The sequence below is a fragment of the Segatella albensis DSM 11370 = JCM 12258 genome (assembly GCF_000426565.1).
Lineage (GTDB): Bacteria > Bacteroidota > Bacteroidia > Bacteroidales > Bacteroidaceae > Prevotella > Prevotella albensis.
Map to the genome: position 1 here is coordinate 268,587 of NZ_AUFP01000002.1, position 19,575 is coordinate 288,161.

Consider the following 19,575-nt stretch of genomic DNA (forward strand, 5'->3'; position numbering starts at 1 on the left):
TCTTGGTAATCCAAGATTATATAACAGGCATCTGTAACGCCCGTCTGAGTCGCTTACAACGACATGGATGATGCGTTACAGATGTCTTTTTTTTATCGGGTAAGACTAAACTTGATGCTCAACCCGAAATCTTGCGTCGTCGTAGGATAACTGCTACTTGACAGTAATGGGTTGTTGGTCTGACGGTCGTAATAGAAACTCATTGTGAGCAAACGGTTCAATGTGTAATCTGCCAAGAAACTCAATTTGATAGCTGTATTACCACTACTTGCCATACTGGTAATCGTGGCGATATCTCGTGTAAGAGAGGCTTGTCGACGGAAACTGAAGTCAAGACGGAGATTCAAATCTCTGTTCACTCCGGAGCGTCGGTTGTTGAAAGTTGAACGATTGTCTGATGAGGTGTCGGCTTGGTTTGACTGATTTCGCTTAACCTTTACAGGACGACGACGTGGTTCTAAGAATCCGAACAGATTGAAGTCATTCACTTTATATCCCAATCCGACAACCCAGTCTTTACTCTGCATTTCATTCAACTGAACACTTGTCATGCTCAACGACAGATTACGAGTCTGACGGTATTCTACCCTCGCGGTCATGTTGTTATTAAAGGTGGCATCAACGCCCAGCAGTGGGGAGAATGACTCCTGGATACTTACCTGTGAAATATCGAACATACTGTGCGGAACGGGGGTATTGGCTGAGTCGAAGATATAACCTAACCCATTCATATATGCCATGAAGTTGCTATAACTGTTATAGGTACCCACAGAGTAGATGCTACGATAGGCATGATTGATATTAAAACTCTTGAACTTCTCACGGAACCAAGGTAGTTTGCTCAGGCCACTATATCGAACGGTCCAGTTGGGTAGCAGACGGGTGACAGCAGGCAATAGTTCCAATGAGTGACCAGGCATACTGGTATAAGCAGACAAGAAAGCCGGTATCATCACATCACTACTATATTTGTCGACTCCTCCCAATTTCTTATCGTAAGGTTTTCCGGCATATCCTTCTACCGAGGATGGATAACGTGTTCCTATATATTGTGATTCTACTCGATCACAGAAGGAAGGAAGAAGACTGACAAACTTATCAAAGGTCTTACTATGATAGCCTTCTGTTGCATTGCCGATGCTCTCGAATGCTGAACCAATAGATATTGTGGTCATAGCGAAAGCTCCGGTCTGCGTCCTCGGCATACCAGGATACATAAACTGAATGCTGCGCCCCGTGGTGATATTACGACTGGCCATGAGGTCGATCTTCAAATCATGAACGGGCTCTAAGGTGGCACGAATCTGCAAATCTTCTATAAGATTCGTCGATGCAGGACAACTCAGCATCGTATCATTGAGCAACCATCCTTGTTCGTTGGCTTTCTTGATATAGTCGTCATCGATAAAACCGAATGCGAAGTCAAGTCCTGGCGACAGCACTCCTCGGTGGGACTGTCCGAAGGCTTTTCCGATACTTGGTTCAAAACCTGAAAGTGACATCGAATACTGGTTGCGATACGAGATACTCACATTACGCACCATCATCAGTGTACGAGCTACCATCTGGGAGGTCTTATACCATCGCTGATCGTCAAGAGGTTCCTTCGGGGTAACGATGATCTTGATCTTCAAAGCAGAATCTACTCTATTGGTAATCTTTATATGGTTATCATCTATCTTGCGATAATGTAAGCGGATAACCTTACCATCTGATGTCTTGCCCATTACATTCAGTCGCTTGGAGTGCTTGCCATGCTGAATTGTAATCATTGTATCAGGGAGAAGCGTAATTTCCTTTTCAAAGCTCTTCTGGTTCTTAGGAAGAATCTTCTGCAAATGATCCTGTTGTTTCTGTTGCCGACGCCGTTTATCCTGAGCCACAAGTTGACTACGGCTCTTACTCCTATTGAATCGCTCATTGGCAGCCTTAAGGAACGGAATATGATTATAGAGTTTTTCCAGATTAAACGTACCATTCACATTCAGACTGCGGTTGCTAACGATGGTATTACCAAAGTTCTTTCCTTCCTCTATCTCAACGCCACGAACCCAGTTGTAAGTAGCATTATAATTGGCATCTGCATGAAGCCAATCAAAAACAGGAATGAGATGAAGAGGTAACTGATAAGACAATGTGAAATTCTGATTATAATTCAATGGCTTGCCAAGCTTCCTGATGCTTGTCCATACGGAGTCTTTCCATGCCTGATATTGGTCAGCATAGAGAACTTTGTTTACAGGACTATTAGGTTCCTCTATCTCTGCATGGGTAGCGCTCTGGAAATTCATGTGGAGATTCTTGGTAAGATCCCAACGTAAACTAAACTCACGATTCCATAAGAACTGAGAATCAAAGTTAACAGGAAGACTCGTATTCTCGATAGCTTCCAGATCTCGTTCCTGCAATTCATAATAATGACGGGTCATCGTAGAATTAAAGGCTACATTCTGTGGCAACCAATTTAATCCGAACCGTCTAAAGATTTCCATCCATTTATTCTTGAAATTCCTGAATGGTTCCCACGACTTATATATAGGAGTCCAACTGTAGTCTATCATTCCCTTCCAATTGTCCTCCTTTTCATAAATCGTTGTTTCGCCACTCGTATAAGAATGATCGTGAGAATAGGTGAATGAGAAATTGGCAGGATCATAAGGCATCGGATGATGCTTGTTGGCAATACCTATCTTGACACCGGAAAGTGAGAAATTAGTCTCTGTATGCTTAGTGATGACAATGCTCTCAAGAGAGTCGCGCTCCACCTTATTGGATGTGGCATCGAGAGCATCATCCAATTTCATATCCGTATCCATCGGATTGTATTTCGGCTTCACCTTATTTTTCGTTACACTATAATAAAGTGGTGCTGTAACCTTTGCCTTATCCGGAAAGAATTTACCTAATTCCAGATTTGTGGTAAACTGCAAGGTTCCTTCATTGTCTTGTGAACGCTCATTCACACCTTGCTCCAATCCACCAAATCCTTCACTCACATACTTGCCATGAACATTAACCGTACCGAAATCTGATAACTGTACATTGAGTACGCCATTGGCAGCCCATCCTCCATCATTATTATATTCCATCAGTCGAAGTTCATTCACCCAAACCTCTGCTGACTTCTGTTCACCGGAGTTGTTGCGCACACCAATAATCATGGTTTTGATATCACCAAGTGAAGGATTACCTACGATTGTCACTTTATTGTTGGGTTTGTCATCGGTATAGGTAGAATATGTACGTAGGTCATTGCCCAAACCACAGAGTCGGTTACGTTCTTTCTTTACTTGGGTGAAAACACAGAGCGGAACATCCAGCATATTCTCCTCCGGCCATACCTTTTTACAGTCTGCCAAAGATTGTTTATTATATTTTCCCCATGCTGTGAGTGACAAAGGTATATCGTATTCGTAATAGTTGCTCTTATAGTCACTCCCCAATCTGATAAAGACGCTCATATCTTTATCTTCAAGACCCGTGATATTCGGATCAAGTGCATTGGCATGAACAAACATCTGAATACGTTTGTACTGGCGAAGGTCAAGATTTGTCTTCTTATATACAGCTTTAGCCTCACCTTTACTGAGATTCTTCGCCACCAGACTCAACGATTGTTCATTAGACTCTACCAATTGAGGTTGTGTAGGGTCCTGCTCTCGACGGATACCAGGAGGAAGTATGTAATTAACTGGCATCTTGTCACTATTTTCCTCTATACTTACAGCACTTGCCTCTAAGGTTCCGCCGGAAGTATTGGATAGATTCTGATTATAGACACGCCATTCACCACGGACAAGATCCAGGTTAGCCAAACGCAAGACGATAGGTTTCTGAAATCTTGTGAGATAAAGGCGCATAAAACGGATACTTGTAAAATCATTGATACGACCTTCTTTACTAGAATATTGGTCGAGCGGAATTCGAAACTGATACCATGTGACATTTCCCTGCTGACCGTTGCGAAGTGTAGGATGTGTCTCACGCTTATCCACAATAAACCCTTTGCCCACTTGCATCTGATCAGGAGTCAGACGGATATGATACTGGTAATATTGTTCGTATTCATTCAACGTATAATCTTGGTTGATGTCTTCTACATCCGGCGTCGTCTTATAGGACGTATCATATCTCTCCGGATTGTTTTCAGAATCAGGAGAGTTTCCTTGTGGATTGTTGATATATTTGTATCTGTCAAGAATTGATGTGTGATGCTCATCCCAGTCTGTTCCACGGAAATAATGATAATCATCACCGGCCGGGTCGTGATAGATGCTATCAAAGACGGCCTGGTTTACCTTACCCTGAATCTGGTCGAGATAGACGGCTTTATAGAATTCTCGTTCCTGTGCATCCGTAAGACCATTGAAACCTACATCCTGTAAAGCGCGACTTCCGCTACTTGTGGCAAAGGCATAGGTAACGGCAGGCTGTGTCGGGATACGTCCCCACTGGGTCGTTGTCCAGCTATTGCTACCATCCACAGGCATTCCACTCTCATAGAATTTCTTTCCATCACGAAGGATATCTTCGCTCACCTCTCCAAGGTTGATATAGAAATCACCACCATATTGGTTAGCATCGCTCTGAGCATTGGTATATACGAAAGGATCCATCATCCAGAACTCGATATACTCGATATTCGCTGCTTCGAAATCTGTAGTTTCCAGTTTTCTCATCATTCCTCCCCAATGTCTGGTAGGATTGGCTAGTGAACCATCTGTTTTCAAATCTTGGACATTAAAATTATATGGGCCACGCTCGTTCGGATAATATGCTATGTTGAGTATCGGCAGGGTGCTGGTAGTACCCATATAATTGCTTCGATCACGGTCTGGATAAAGTTCGCTCATATAGACTTCGCGCACCATATAGTTGCTCAACTGATCTAAGTCGCTCTTGATATGCGGGGGTGTCAGACTGCTACTACGGCGAGTAAAGAGTGGATCAATATTATACCACGACATACGACTGCGGTTAAAACCACTCGTCAGTCCACTTTTATCCTTTGACTCAGCAAAGACACTTGGACAACTGGAAAGGACCCACGATGTTGGGGTGGACACATCTATGACATTCTTCGTATTTTCAAAATCGTCGATATACGAAGCATTATCTTGCGTGTTATGGGCTGAATGTGCGATAAGTTGCGCGAATTCTCCGGTAAAGGAAATCTGAGAAGGCTTTGTGACATGGAGGAAAGGTATCTTATTGAGCATATTGGTAAGCCATTGACTTTCTTTCTTCCAGTTTATATTGACACCCCAAAGGGTATTGTTCAGAGGTTCTTCTCCCATGCTCACCTTTGTTGTCAGAGCTTGTTCCCGAAGATGCTGAAGTGTACCACTCAACTGAAGGTTCTTCGAGAAATCATATTCCCAGTTCACGCCGAACATCGTCTTTCGGGTCTGCCCATAATCATTATTGCTCTCACAGGTAGCACTTATCGCTGTACCGGCATCTATCAAACTTTGGTTGAGAATCGTCACCTCACCCGCAGAATAGTCTACACTATAATCCACTCCCTCCGTTAGGGTGATACCACCGGCTGTCACCCTAACGGATCCCGAAGGGATATTATAGGTTCCTAAAGAGATTACATTAGCCGTAGTACCACGAAACTGTCCTACCAATTCATACTTATCTTTCTCAGCAAGTTGCTTGGCAACGATTTTGGTACTATCATAAAGTTCTGTATATGAATATTTACGGGCCTCATCTGCAGAAAGTCCGGCATTTACCAATGCCTGATAGAGATATTTACCAAATGGTTCTGCTGCTGGAAAGAAGACACGACCGTCACTCACCGTATAGCCATCCACATAATCGAAATATCCATTACTCCTTGCCTTATTGTTATTGTCAAGTCTATCTGCTCCCAAGAGTTTTATGAGTGGATATTCCTTCACTTTGACATTCGGGATGTAATTGAGATAAACTCCTGCAGAATCACTTTGGAATTTGACATCGAGTTTGAATTTATCTTTCTCAACCGTTGAACCTAAATAATAGACATTCTTCATCATCAACGGCCAGTTATGTTGCTGCGGGTTGCTACTCGTATTCTTCAGAGACTTTACAAGAAGCGTCTGACTGGCATCGGTATTCTCACTTGCAAATTCTCCAACCTTGTAGGTTTGTCCACCATAAGTGTATTCATAAGCAATACCCAAAACTTGGTCGGTTTGCAAAGATGCTTTCAAAGAAATGTAGCCTAAAGAACTATTTACGGTATATTCCGAAGGGGTAAGTTGTCGCGCATTGGCCACCTTCTCATAGTCTACGCCACCTGTCATCCCTTTCCCTTCAAGATAGTCAGCAACCTGATCGATATTTCTTACTTCAGGTACTCCTTGCAACTGGGAATAGATACCATCCGCATTTCTATTAGGGTTGCCATTTCCATTCGACACCTCTCCTAACGCTGGAATAGCTATAATATTTCGTGTATTAGATGTAGAACCTGATTTATTGGTCACCCATACCTCTACTCGATTGATGGTTATTCCCGAGGTAACCGTCGGGATGGTCTTCATATACCGATCGTAGTTATTACGGAAATAAGGATCCAAGAAGAAGTGTCGATTTTCCTCATAATTGGCTACATCGATATTGAAAGGTGTCATCTGGGTGCCACCTTTCGAGCTCACGCTCTTTGTGGAACTCTTCTTCTGAGAGGCTACCATCTGTAGTTTCAACTTACCGAATTGCATATCTGTACGTAAGCCGAACAAACTGGTTGCGCCATTGACAAGAGACGAGTTGCTAGGAAAGGATATATTACCCGCCTCTATGAGTTTGATGATTTCATCTTCCTTACCGTCATATTTCAATTTCAGTTTCTGTGCATCAAAGTCAAAGGTTGCATCGGTGTTGTAATTCAGATTCATATTCACCTTGTCGCCCACCTTTCCGTTGACGTTCAGATTAATCTTCTCATCAAAATCAAGAGTGGTCGTTTTACGGTTGCGAATCGGAATTGACGGGTTATCGATATTCTTCGTCGTAGCGCCAAACTTGAGTTCTGCATTTCCTTGAGTTCTGATTCTCACACCTCCGGGACCGAATATCTTTTCTGCCGGTCCTAAATCGAAATGCATATCCGTGAAATCAAACTTATCCTTACCTTTATTTTCCATAAAGGTTTGATTTTGTTTCTTAAACCAATCGTTACGTTGTTTACGTTCTGTCCATTTCAGATAATCCGCTGTCGTCATCATGATAGGAGTATTAATCCATGTTCCCCCCATCTTGCTGCCAATGATATATCGGTCAATAGAATCATTATAGACAACTTTCTGCATTAGGTTATCCGGTCGTCTCAGGTCTGCAGGATTCTGGTCCAGATCTTCTACGGTGATAGGTTGCGTTGGCTGGATTTTCCATCGCGGATGCAATAGTGAGTCCGGTATAGAATCTTCTTGATCCAAGATTGGCTGTTCTATGATATCCAAATCTTTAGAAACAGTCGTCTCTTTCTGACTTTCGCGCGTTTTCTTCTGAATACGACTTCGACGACGTACCCTGTCATCCTGAAGATAAGGCATAGCAATAGCATAGGTACCGGTCAAGACCAGTATCAGCACGAATATGAAATTATGAAATCGCTTTACCTTCATGGAAGGACATTCTGACTATAGATACGGACTCTACATTACTTGATCATCTTCAATGCCATCTTCACCACCTGTTCTACAGGTAGATCTGGTTGTTCTTTCAAGATGCTGACAACGACCTTACTACTTGGAGCCGGTGAGAATCCCAACATCGTAAGTGCGGCAACAGCCTCATCCTTGATGCCAGTATTTACCATCTCCACACTTCCGCCATTAGCAGGAAGTTCATCAGCGATACCCAGACTTACAATCTTATCTCTAAGGTCCACGATGATACGTTGTGCCGTTTTCAGTCCTATTCCTTTGACCGCTTTCAGCATCCTCTCATCTCCCGAGGAGATAACGCCACAGAGTTCGGCAGGAGAAATCGAGGATAATATCATGCGAGCCGTGTTTGCTCCTACTCCACTTACCGTTATCAGCAACCGATACAGCTCGCGTTCTTGCTTTGAATAAAAGCCATAAAGGGTAAAGTTATCATCACGACCACCTGCAACAAGAGATTCATGAACATAGAGTTTTACTTCTTTCTGCTTCTGAATAGCTGTGTAAGTATTCAATGATATGTTGAGTGCGTATCCTACACCCGCTGCCTCGACAACTGCCAAAGCAGGGGTAACTTCTGTAAGTTCTCCTTTAATATATTCTATCATAACCGATTATTTTTTATCGTCATATATACCTTATTATAACGCATGAGGGGCAAATGTTATTGTATTTCGGGTCAAATAGACAGGATATTTAATATAGCAGAACCAGAATGCTTACAGTTTGTTACTTTTTGCAAGTTTTTAGATAAAAAAGATGGTAATATGATAATTATTTCGACAGAAAAATGTATTTTTGCATCGGACGAATAAAATTTATGTCAGCATAGACTGAACCTATAAAAGGATTTTAAGACTTAAACACATAAAAAATTATGAAGAAAATTAGAGCTGCCGTAGTAGGTTACGGTAACATTGGACACTATAGTGTCGAGGCACTAGAAGCTGCACCTGATTTCGAAATCGCAGGTATCGTACGTCGTCAGGGCGATAGCAACAAACCAGCAGAACTTGCTCAGTATGATGTTGTTGACGATATCGCAAAACTAAAAGATGTTGACGTTGCTATCCTTGCAACTCCAACTCGTAGCTGCCCTGAATATGCAGAGAAGATTACCAAGTTGGGCATCAATACTGTTGATAGTTTCGATATCCACACTTCAATCCTTGACTATCGTACCAAGCAGATGGCAAACAACAAGGCTACAAATACTGTAAGTGTCATCTCTGCAGGATGGGATCCAGGTTCTGACTCTATCGTACGTGTACTCATGCAGAGTCTTGCTCCTAAGGGTCTTACCTATACCAACTTCGGTCCTGGTATGTCTATGGGGCACTCTGTATGTGTTCGTAGTAAGAAGGGTGTAAAGAATGCTCTTTCTGTTACCATTCCATTGGGTGAGAGCATTCACCGTCGTATGGTCTATGTTGAGCTCGAGGATGGCGCAAAACTAGAGGATGTAACTGCTGAAATCAAGGCTGATCCTTATTTCGCTAGCGATGAGACTCATGTATTCGCTGTTTCTTCTGTAGATGACGTTCGCGATATGGGTCACGGTGTAAACTTAGTACGTAAGGGTGTTTCTGGTAAGACTCCTAACCAGCGTATGGAATTCAACATGAGCATCAACAACCCTGCTCTTACAGCTCAGGTTCTTGTTAATGTGGCTCGTGCTTCTATGCGTCTGCAACCTGGATGCTACACAATGCCTGAAATCCCTGTTATCGATATGCTTCCAGGTAGCCGTGAGGAAATCGTTGCTACTTTAGTATAAGATTTACGAATCGAAGAATTATTTAGCATCTCTGCTAAATAAAAAAGGCTTGCAATTCGTTGCAAGCCTTTTCTATTCATATATCATTTGTGGGTCTTATAATATTCCAATCCCAACTGAACATTTTTCTTTAGTGCGTTACTAGAATATGTGGCTCCGGTGACGCCATCAACATTCATCTTGGCAGCCTTAGCAACTGACTTACCTTCATATTTGCCAAGAAGTGTCTTAGCCTTTGCAAAGAATTTAGGAGTCTCACGATTCTGCAAAGCCTCAACCTTTACCACCTTGTTCTTGCGGATATAGATTTTCAAAGGGGTATTTCCTTTAAAACCTCTTACACCTTTACCAATAGTTCTGGTATTTACGATAGTTGTGTCACCTTCATGGGTGATCGTTTCATCACCAGGCATCATACTCAACAACATTGCAGAACCTGCCACAACAACTGCGGCAGAAAAAAACTTTATACCTTTCATACCTTTATACATTATTCGACTGCAAAGATAAATAAAATGCCATATACCTTGCATGTTTCTATACTCTATTTTACCATGTTTTAACCTATTTTGGTACTTTACACAAAGTATTAGATACAAATATGTAGTATCGTCTAATCCTATTTTTCTTATCTTTGCAGGGTAAAATCTAAAATCATGAAAAAGAATTTTGTACTCGTATGTTTTTCTCTGCTTATGGCGGCAAACTGTTTTGCACAATATCGGCCTTTAGCAGACTTACACGTCGATGGAAGACATCTAAAAGATGACAAAGGGCACATCGTTGTGCTCCATGGGGTTATGGATACTCCTAGTCAGTACTTCAACAATCGTAGATGGACTAGTTATTGGGCACCCTACGACGATAACATCGTAGAACCTTGCCTTAATTATTTCAATAAGATATATTCTGCCATCACAGATAACAAACAGGGGGCTTACTGTGATGTGTTCAGATTGCACCTCGACCCTTGTTGGACAAATACACCCGGAGCTCACGTAAATGGAGAAGCTGATATTTCGGGATTTAGCGAGGAGCGTTTTCTGCATTTCCTAGATAAACTCTATGTGCCTTTGATCAAGAGTGGAAACGAACACGGACTCTATGTTGTCGTTCGCCCTCCTGGGGTTTGTCCTCAAAATATACAGATAGATGGAGAATACCAAAAATATCTGTTGAATGTATGGGATAAGTTCACAAAGAATGAATATGTACTTGCCAACTCCGGAAAGGTTGGTATCGAGTTGGCCAACGAACCTGTTTCCATCGTCGACAAAGATGGTTTGCAATCGGGTAAGAACCTTCATGATTTCTTCCAACCTATCGTTGATAAGATCCGCGAAAACGGCTTCAAAGGTATCATCTGGGTTCCGGGAACCGGATGGCAAGCAAACTACGAAGGTTATGCCGTACATCCTATTACCGACAAACTGAAGAATATCGGTTATGCCGTACACGATTACGTGGGGTGGTACGGAAGTGACGAGAAGAATCCAAACCCTGAAGGAGTCATCAAACAGTTCAAGAAACAGGTGCCTATAGTGGAAACCAATCCTATCATGATAACAGAGGTAGATTGGAGTCCGCAAGTTTCTAACTTTGACGAGAATGATCCTTCCACCTATCATGTCAATGAGCATAATGAGAAGGTGCCTAACAACCTTGGCACATGGGCCACAGGAACAACAAGCAAATGGGGTAATGCTTATAAGGAGTTGATCGACCATTATGGTAACATCTCGATGACCCTCTCCGGCTCAGGGTGTTATTTCGATATTGACAAATATCTACAAGATGGTACCGTGGAACCTGCCTTCAGTCATGTGGCAGGTGGCAACGAGGCTTGTGGCGTAACTTGTATGAAATGGTATAAGGAATATGCTGAAGATAACTTAAAACGACAGAACGACACGAATACCAATGCTGATGATCGTATCATGACAGCCGTCAAAGCTGATGTCAACAATTGTGATCTGATAAGAAGCAACTGTCGACGTGTGTATATCACAGCAACATCGAAATCTGGTAAGCAGATCGATATTACCAATGAATGTGAGATTTCAAGTAGTAACCCTAACATCATCGATTATAATGGTTATGGTCTTCTGGCCTTGTATGATGGTGAATGTAACGTTACTTACAAATATACAGATGCATCCAACAAGGAATTCAAGGTCGATATTCCATGCTCTGTGACAACTTTCCCGTTAAAGAACGGAATGTTGGATCCTAGCATTTTTGGTAATGGTTCTTTCAACGAGAGTACCGGAGAATTGATTACGGCACAGTATGGACTCGGAGGATGGAAATATACCACAGGACTTGATATCTCTGATTATAACTATCTCACAGTAGAACTAAAGGAACCTAATAACAGTTGGGGATTTTCTTTCCACCTTTTCGACTCTGACAATTGCTGGGCACCTTCTTACACTCAGGAATTTAACGGAGCGACAAGTATAAAGATTGACCTGCATAAGATGTATACGACTCAGAAAGTCAATCAGGACGGAAAGGAGATTGAAAAGACTATCAAGATCAATCCTGCCAATATTGGTATCGCCGCATTCTGGACAGTCGGAAATTCTCCCGTATACATCCAAGGGGTATATCTTAGCAAGGATGGTACGACTGCTATCGCTAAACTCGACGACAAGGGCATACACGAAATCGCGAACATCAAATATTACTCTTTAGACGGCAAACTGATTGACGCAAACTATCAGGGAATAAAGATAAAGAGAATAACCTATAAGGATGGAAAGACAGAAAGCTATAAATGCAGATAGTTCACCCAAACGCTTCGATAGATGAATTATATGAAAGACGGGAACCGCATTAGTTGTGGTTCCCGTTGATTTTGGTCTTTTATTTTTTACACGCTATAAGAGCTCTTATAACTTCTATATTATTTATCCTCAGCAAACAAAGGATCCTCCGGTGTGACCATGATTGGTTTCTGATCGAATTGCTTCAGGATGTCACGATCAGCAAACTTCTTATCAACGACCAATCGAAACATGTATTCATTAAACCAACGGTTGCTCATGATCAGATAACCTTTATGACCGTAATCCGGACCCCAACTGTTCTCTACCTTCCACTTCAGTGGTTTGCCTGCAGCATCCAAATCTACAGCGGTAAGTGTCATCGCATGAGTAGAACCACTATCGAAGGTTGAGATGCGCTCTGCCTTGTTCATTGGGAATGATGTACCGAACATACTTCCATAATCATAGTTTTCGGTATCACAATAGCCACGCTTACGGTCCAACTGCTTACCAACATCATAACTGCTATACATCTTTCTACCGGCCTTCAACGAATTAATTGCCAATTTAGCAATCTCTTCCATAGGAAGGTTCAGATACTTCCAGTTATGTCCATCATAGGTATGACGATCGTATTCCACCTCATAGGTTTTATGATAAGGATGACGAGGATCATTCATGACCATGATGAAACTGCCATTCAACTTATCACCTATGGTTTCCTTATAGAATTCCTTCGGGGTATATGTCTTAGCTTCGCCTACAGCCTTACCATCTTTATCACGGAACTGATAGGTAAAGGTTTTGACCGGTTCACCAAGTGTTAGGGTCAGCATACGATAGATGACAGCCAAGTATTCTGTTTTCTTGGCATTAATAGCATCCTTACTCTTTCCTTCGTTCTTCATCTTGCGAAGAGCCAATCCGAACTCACGAAGTTTACTGGATATCAGAGCACTCATCTTACTGGTGTTGTCACTACTGTAAGTTTCAGGCATCACACTCTTTGGAACAAGTCCATATTTGTCTGCAAGGTCTGCCACACCACAGAAAGTACCACCATCATTAAGTGGATGATGGAAAAAGAACTGTACACGCGTATCATCCAATGGTTTGTCGGCACAGTCAATGACTCCCTGAAGCATCAAGTTTGCCTTCTCCAACTGATCCCAGAAGAAAAGATAATCCTGAGAATACTCTACGACACGTTTCTGCTTATCCTTCAAAGCGAAATCACTACGTAACACATTCAAGCCACTAAACAACCAGCAACGACCGCTACTTTGCTGATCCATGATACTCTGTGAAGGAGTCTCAATACTGAAATGCGTATCAAAAGCAATCTGATTGGAATGATTCTTTGTCAAGTCATCAATCTTATTACCCGCAATAGCATTGAACAAAGCCTTATTCGCGATAGAAGAAGGCTGTCCTGTCTCTATCTTCTCTATCATCTTCTGAGAGATGCCTCCCTCTTTAGTCTGTGCATCCATGGCGCCTGTCACAGCGATCAACGCACTCATCACTAAAACTTTCTTATTCATAAAGGTTATATCAAGTAGATTTTTTAATTATTGTTGCAAAGATACAAAAAAAGTCGTATCTTTGCAAAGTTATCATGATGAATATTAAAAGTGAATCAGAGTAAGTTAAAACTTTTAAACCAAATAAAATATCCTGCAGACCTTCGTAAGTTGAGCGTTGACCAACTCCCCGAAGTATGCAAAGAACTCAGAGAAGATATCATCGACGAGGTTAGCGTCAACCCCGGTCATTTTGCTTCTTCACTAGGTGTTGTAGAAATCACGGTCGCACTGCATTATGTCTTCAACACTCCAGAGGATAGAATCGTCTGGGATGTTGGACATCAGGCTTATGGTCATAAGATCCTGACCGGTCGTCGCGAAGAGTTCTACACCAACCGTAAGCTAAATGGCATACGTCCATTCCCTACTCCGTTGGAAAGCGAATACGACACGTTCACATGTGGCCATGCTTCCAACTCGATATCCGCTGCCTTGGGAATGGCTGTCGCCGCACGGCAGACGGGGAAGGAGAATAGACACGTCGTGGCTGTCATCGGTGATGGCGCCATGAGTGGAGGACTGGCTTTTGAGGGACTCAACAATGTCAGCAGTACTCCTAATGATATGCTCATCATATTAAATGATAATGATATGAGCATCGACAGGGCTGTCGGTGGCATGGAGCAATATCTGTTGAATCTGGATACCAACGAGACTTACAACAGATTACGCTTCAAAGCCAGTCAATGGCTTTTCTCTAAAGGATATCTCAACGAATCACGCCGAAAGGGAATCATCCGCCTCAACAATGCACTGAAGTCTGCCTTAAGTCATCAGCAGAACATCTTTGAGGGTATGAACATCCGATACTTCGGACCTTTCGATGGTCATAACATCAAGGAAATCGTGCGTGTTCTCAATCAACTTAAGGACATGAAAGGTCCTAAACTGTTACATCTGCACACCACCAAAGGTAAAGGATATGAACCCGCAGAGAAGCAGGCCACCATTTGGCATGCTCCGGGCAAGTTCGATGCAGAAACAGGAAATCGAATTATTGCAGACTGCACCAACCAACCACCGAAATTCCAAGAGGTATTTGGTAAGACGCTATTGGAACTTGCCAAAAAGAATCCACGCATTGTCGGTGTAACGCCTGCGATGCCTACGGGATGCAGCATGAATATTATGATGAAGGAAATGCCGGATCGTGTCTTCGATGTGGGTATTGCCGAAGGACATGCCGTAACTTTCTCTGGTGGAATGGCAAAGGATGGTCTGCAGCCATTCTGTAACATATATAGTTCTTTCGCACAACGTGCTTTCGACAACATCATTCACGACCTTGCCATACTGAACCTCCCGGTCGTATTGTGTCTCGACCGTGCCGGTCTTGTCGGTCCTGATGGTCCTACCCATCATGGAGCCTTCGATATGGCAGCACTTCGTCCGATACCGAACCTTACCATAGCGTCTCCTATGAACGAGCATGAGTTGCGACGACTGATGTACACCGCCCAATTACCAGATAAGGGTACCTTCGTGATCAGATATCCACGAGGCAGAGGTACATTACAAGACTGGGAATGTCCACTTGAGGAAATCCAGGTGGGAACAGGAAGGAAACTGCGTGATGGAGATGATATTGCCATCTTGTCAATCGGTCCTTGTGGTAACGATGTGAGCAAGGCTATCGATGAAATCACCAAGGAAGCTCAGTACAACAATTGCAAGCCTCGCTCCATAGCTCACTATGACATGCGTTTCCTCAAACCTCTTGATGAAAACTTACTTCATGAAATAGGTAAGAAGTTCAAACGTATCGTGACCATAGAGGACGGCGTAAGGAGCGGAGGCTTCGGAAGTGCCGTACTTGAATGGATGGAAGACCATGAATACTATCCTGAAATCATCAGATTAGGATTACCAGATAAGTTTGTCGAACAAGGTACTGTCGATGAACTGAAAAAGATTTGTGGTATCGACGTATCAGGTATTAAAAAAGCATTATTATGAAAATAATCATTTCCGGCGCTTTTGCCATCGGAACATATCTCGCAAAATTACTTTCACGTAATAACGAGGATATCACCTTGATTGACGAGAATACAGAACGACTCTCTAAGATCAGTTCCGACTACGACCTACTCACCTATGAAGGTTATCCTGGAAGTGTAGCAACATTAAAGGGTGCCGGCATAGAACATGCCGACTTGTATATTTCCGTTACACCCGATGAGGCGCTAAACCTAAATACGTGTATGATCGCTAAGGCCTTAGGTGCCAAGAAAACCGTTGCCAAGGTTGACAATCCGGAATATATCACAGAAGAGTCACAGGAGTTCTTCGAAGGCCTTGGGGTAAGTTCTCTGATCTATCCGGAAATGCTTGCTGCCAAAGACATCAACAATGGTCTAAAGATGTCATGGGTGCGCCAGAGATGGGATGTACACGAAGGTGCACTCGTCATGCTTGGTATCAAGGTTCGAGAAACCTGTGAGATTCTCAACCGACCACTAAAGGAGATCAGTGGTCCTGAAGATCCTTATCATATCGTGGCTATCAAGAGAGGTGACGAAACCATTATCCCTGGTGGTAACGATGAGGTAAAACTCTACGACCTTGTCTATTTCATGACCACAAAGAATTATATCCCATACATCCGAAAAATCGTAGGCAAGGAACACTACGTGGATGTAAAGAATGTCATGATCATGGGTGGAGGTGCTACAGCCGTACGTGCCATTAAGACCATGCCGGAGTATATGAACACGAAGGTCATCGAGATCAACGAAAACCGGTGTGAGTTCCTCAATGAGAGACTCGATGATAATGTCCTTATCATTCATGGAGACGGACGCGACATCTCTCTACTCAAAGAAGAGGGTATTAGGAATACGCAGGCTTTCGTTGCACTAACAGGAAACGCAGAGACCAACATTTTGGCTTGTCTTACTGCCAAACGACTGGGAGTACGCAAGACCGTTGCAATGGTAGAGAATACTGACTATGTGAGTATGGCAGAAAGTCTCGACATTGGAACGATCATCAACAAGAAAGCCATTGCTGCCAGCCACATCTATCAGATGATGCTTGATGCCGACGTGATGAACGTAAGATTCCTGATGACCGCCAATGCTGATGTGGCAGAGTTTTGTCCTAAAGCTGGTTCTAAGGTCACTACCCGACCGGTAAAAGACCTCAAACTTCCACAAGGTGTAACGATCGGAGGACTTGTAAGAAACAATATAGGTATGCTGGTATCCGGAAATACCCAGATACAGGAAGGTGATTATGTCATGGTATTCTGCCATAACACAAATATGAAGACTATCGGTAAGTTCTTTAATTAAATGATAAACTTCAAACTGATATATAAGATTATAGCTCACTTGCTATTTGTAGAAACTGCAATGATGCTATGGTGTCTGCTCATATCCTTTTTCTATAGAGAGGATGACACCTTTGCATTTATGATTTCTATCATCATCACAACATTATCAGCTTCTATTCTGAAGATTTTCAGTAGAGATGCCGAGAACAATTTGTATAGACGTGATGCTTATCTGGCAGTAACACTGGCATGGATTATCTTTTGTATCTTCGGTTCCCTTCCCTTCCTTATCAGTGGCTATCTCACCCACTTCACCGATGCCTTCTTTGAGGCGATGTCGGGATTCACGACAACGGGAGCCACTGTCATCGATGATGTAGAAAGTCTCCCTCATGGCATACTCCTCTGGCGTTCATTGACCCAATGGGTCGGAGGTTTGGGTATTGTCTTCTTCACGATAGCCCTTCTCCCTTCATTAGTAGGTGGTAGTGTCAAGGTGTTCGCTGCCGAGGCTACGGGCCCGATAAAGACCAAACTACACCCGAAACTCTCTACGAGTGCCAAATGGATTTGGGTGATCTATATCGTCCTCACCCTAACCTGCATCGGCTCCTATTATTTGGGAGGAATGAGCATTTTCGATAGCATCAACTATGCCATGGCGACGACAGCCACGGGAGGTTTCACAACTCACAACAGTAGTACGGAATTCTTTAATTCTCCTCAACTGGAGTATACGTGTACGTTCTTCACTTTTCTCTCCGGAATCAACTTCACTTTATTATATTTGGCACTACTTAAAGGAAAGGTAAAATCTCTATTCAAGAATTCAGAATTCAAATTCTACCTTTTCATGATATTAGGATGTAGTGCCTTCATCATGTTCGAACTGATATGGCGAAACCATTATGACTTGGAGCATGCCTTCCGCAGCAGTATCTTCCAAGTTGTTACCTTCATCACCACAACAGGTATGTTCAGTGATAATGCAGCCCTATGGCCACATGTCACATGGGTAGTACTGGCTGTATGTATGTTCTTTGGCGCCTGCTCAGGAAGTACGAGTGGAGGTATCAAATGTATTCGTGGTGTCATGATTCTCCGCATCATCCGCAATGAATTCCGACAGATTCTGCACCCGAATGCTGTTCTGCCCTTAAAGGTTGACGGAACCAACGTACCTAATCAGAAAAGAGTAACCCTACTGGCTTTCATCGCCGTATACCTCATTCTCGCCCTCGTCATCTCGTTCACGATGATTGCCATAGGAATAGACAACACCAATGCCATTACGATTACACTGAGTTGTCTGGGAAATGTTGGTCCTACCTTAGGTATTGAAATCGGTCCTACCATGTCATGGTCATCACTTCCGATGCTCTGTAAATGGTTGTGCGCCATGATGATGCTGATCGGACGTCTTGAGATCTTCACAGTATTGGTAATCTTTACACCGGCTTTCTGGAAAGAGAACTAAACACTTATTCGGCATCCATAGCATTGAGATAATTCCCGATATCGGATAATATATGTTGATATTGGGAAGAATTCTGATAGTAGGTATTCTTCTTCAGCATCGACCTCACCGGTTCTATACTATTCTCGTAACAAGTGTATTCCGTCTGGCACTGTGCCGCATGAATACTCATACGCCTGATCTCACTGGTTCGCTCCTGTTGCAGGATATCACAGACCTTGCGAACCATCGGAGCCACGAGCTTATTAAACAGATGATGCCCCTGTATATATAAATAGGTATTCTCCGGAACGACACCCAAAGAAGCAAGTTGTTTACTCAACTTATCCTTTTCTTCATCCGTAAACTCCTTATATTTATGTGACAACCGTTTGCAGGCACTTTGCACCTTATCATTCAAACGGCCCAGACTTTCATTCTTTCTGTGCATACTGAAACTACTGGTATGGATGATATTGTTGAAGTCAGACTGGGTAAACTGATTAAAATAAGAAGACCCCGCCATCCAGATACTCCAAAGGAATAAAGGATAGATGATACGCGAAAAACTCTTCAGATAGTCTTCAAAGTCGAATATATGATGATCATTCAGCGTTATCATCACACAAGCATCATGCAATCCCGGAGCATAACATTGATAATTCTCAATGGCATACACATAGGTATGAAAAATATACGGTGAATTAAGCATCATCTGCGAGTTTGCTGTCTTCCCCTGAAGCAGATAGTCATAGTCAGCATCCACACAGGCTATCATATGGTCTCCCAATCCTCTCAACATATTCGATATGGCAGCCTTCTTACCACGATCCAGGAAACGGTCTTTCGTAGGAAGCATGATCTCAAAATACCGTGTATCATTCTCGAAACGGGAAAGAATCTGACGCCAAAAATACACATCATCATAACTTTCCACATAAGCGATGATCTTCGTACGAGCCTTCTCGGAGGTGAGACTGTTGGCCGCCCTGATATATTGACTTGTTATGTTTTCCGTTAAGCGTTTTGGCATAGACTATGAATTATAAG

At 42.7% G+C, this 19,575-nt stretch carries 10 protein-coding genes; 5 read left to right on the top strand and 5 right to left on the bottom strand.

Going from position 1 to position 19,575, the window contains the following annotated elements; all coding sequences use genetic code 11:
- Positions 1 to 92: 92 nt before the first annotated feature.
- Both sov and ruvA read right to left on the bottom strand, forming a co-directional pair.
- Entirely contained in the window at positions 93 to 7,619 is a 7,527-nt protein-coding gene (sov, locus tag K333_RS0102695) for a T9SS outer membrane translocon Sov/SprA (protein WP_027452302.1), read from the bottom strand.
- Positions 7,620 to 7,654: 35 nt separating this feature from the next.
- Complete coding sequence (gene ruvA / locus K333_RS0102700; RefSeq protein ID WP_024989020.1) at positions 7,655 to 8,269, bottom strand: Holliday junction branch migration protein RuvA; 615 nt, start codon at positions 8,267 to 8,269, stop codon at positions 7,655 to 7,657.
- A 269-nt stretch (positions 8,270 to 8,538) separates the two neighbouring features.
- Here ruvA and K333_RS0102705 point away from each other — a divergent pair, with 269 nt between their 5' ends.
- Positions 8,539 to 9,438 (top strand): diaminopimelate dehydrogenase, encoded by a 900-nt coding sequence (locus tag K333_RS0102705; protein WP_024989019.1) that lies wholly within the window; start codon positions 8,539 to 8,541, stop codon positions 9,436 to 9,438.
- An 83-nt stretch (positions 9,439 to 9,521) separates the two neighbouring features.
- Here K333_RS0102705 and K333_RS0102710 read toward each other — a convergent pair whose 3' ends face one another.
- Positions 9,522 to 9,917 (bottom strand): FMN-binding protein, encoded by a 396-nt coding sequence (locus K333_RS0102710; RefSeq protein WP_154652968.1) that lies wholly within the window; start codon positions 9,915 to 9,917, stop codon positions 9,522 to 9,524.
- Between the two features lie 177 nt (positions 9,918 to 10,094).
- On the opposite strand from K333_RS0102710, the gene K333_RS12620 reads away from it, so the two are divergent.
- Entirely contained in the window at positions 10,095 to 12,227 is a 2,133-nt protein-coding gene (locus K333_RS12620) for a cellulase family glycosylhydrolase (RefSeq protein WP_051230844.1), read from the top strand.
- 119 nt (positions 12,228 to 12,346) lie between these two features.
- Here the strand turns inward: K333_RS12620 and K333_RS0102720 are convergent, their stop codons facing one another.
- Positions 12,347 to 13,753 carry a C1 family peptidase gene (locus K333_RS0102720; protein ID WP_024989016.1) on the bottom strand — a complete coding sequence of 469 codons (1,407 nt, stop codon included), beginning with the start codon at positions 13,751 to 13,753 and terminating at the stop codon, positions 12,347 to 12,349.
- 90 nt (positions 13,754 to 13,843) lie between these two features.
- Between K333_RS0102720 and dxs the strand changes: the two genes are divergently transcribed.
- Genes dxs through K333_RS0102735 form a run of 3 tightly spaced genes read left to right on the top strand, consistent with a single transcriptional unit; the run spans position 13,844 to position 18,546 of the window.
- A complete protein-coding gene (dxs, locus tag K333_RS0102725) occupies positions 13,844 to 15,751 on the top strand; it encodes a 1-deoxy-D-xylulose-5-phosphate synthase (RefSeq protein ID WP_027452303.1) in 1,908 nt (635 codons plus the stop codon).
- Positions 15,748 to 17,088: a Trk system potassium transporter TrkA gene (gene trkA, locus K333_RS0102730; protein ID WP_024989015.1), complete on the top strand. Its 1,341-nt coding sequence runs from the start codon at positions 15,748 to 15,750 to the stop codon at positions 17,086 to 17,088. The genes dxs and trkA overlap by 4 nt, the downstream gene beginning before the upstream one ends.
- Complete coding sequence (locus K333_RS0102735; RefSeq protein WP_024989014.1) at positions 17,089 to 18,546, top strand: TrkH family potassium uptake protein; 1,458 nt, start codon at positions 17,089 to 17,091, stop codon at positions 18,544 to 18,546. It begins immediately after the preceding gene.
- Positions 18,547 to 18,550: 4 nt separating this feature from the next.
- Here K333_RS0102735 and K333_RS0102740 read toward each other — a convergent pair whose 3' ends face one another.
- Entirely contained in the window at positions 18,551 to 19,558 is a 1,008-nt protein-coding gene (locus K333_RS0102740) for a DUF4435 domain-containing protein (RefSeq protein ID WP_024989013.1), read from the bottom strand.
- Positions 19,559 to 19,575 lie beyond the last annotated feature (17 nt).

Coding starts and splice junctions, on each gene's coding strand:
- trkA (WP_024989015.1), top strand. CDS start 15,748: ATGAAAATAATCATTTCCGGCGCTTTTGCCATCGGAACATATCTCGCA.
- K333_RS0102740 (WP_024989013.1), bottom strand. CDS start 19,558: ATGCCAAAACGCTTAACGGAAAACATAACAAGTCAATATATCAGGGCG.
- K333_RS12620 (WP_051230844.1), top strand. CDS start 10,095: ATGAAAAAGAATTTTGTACTCGTATGTTTTTCTCTGCTTATGGCGGCA.
- ruvA (WP_024989020.1), bottom strand. CDS start 8,269: ATGATAGAATATATTAAAGGAGAACTTACAGAAGTTACCCCTGCTTTG.
- K333_RS0102735 (WP_024989014.1), top strand. CDS start 17,089: ATGATAAACTTCAAACTGATATATAAGATTATAGCTCACTTGCTATTT.
- K333_RS0102720 (WP_024989016.1), bottom strand. CDS start 13,753: ATGAATAAGAAAGTTTTAGTGATGAGTGCGTTGATCGCTGTGACAGGC.
- sov (WP_027452302.1), bottom strand. CDS start 7,619: ATGAAGGTAAAGCGATTTCATAATTTCATATTCGTGCTGATACTGGTC.
- K333_RS0102705 (WP_024989019.1), top strand. CDS start 8,539: ATGAAGAAAATTAGAGCTGCCGTAGTAGGTTACGGTAACATTGGACAC.
- K333_RS0102710 (WP_154652968.1), bottom strand. CDS start 9,917: ATGAAAGGTATAAAGTTTTTTTCTGCCGCAGTTGTTGTGGCAGGTTCT.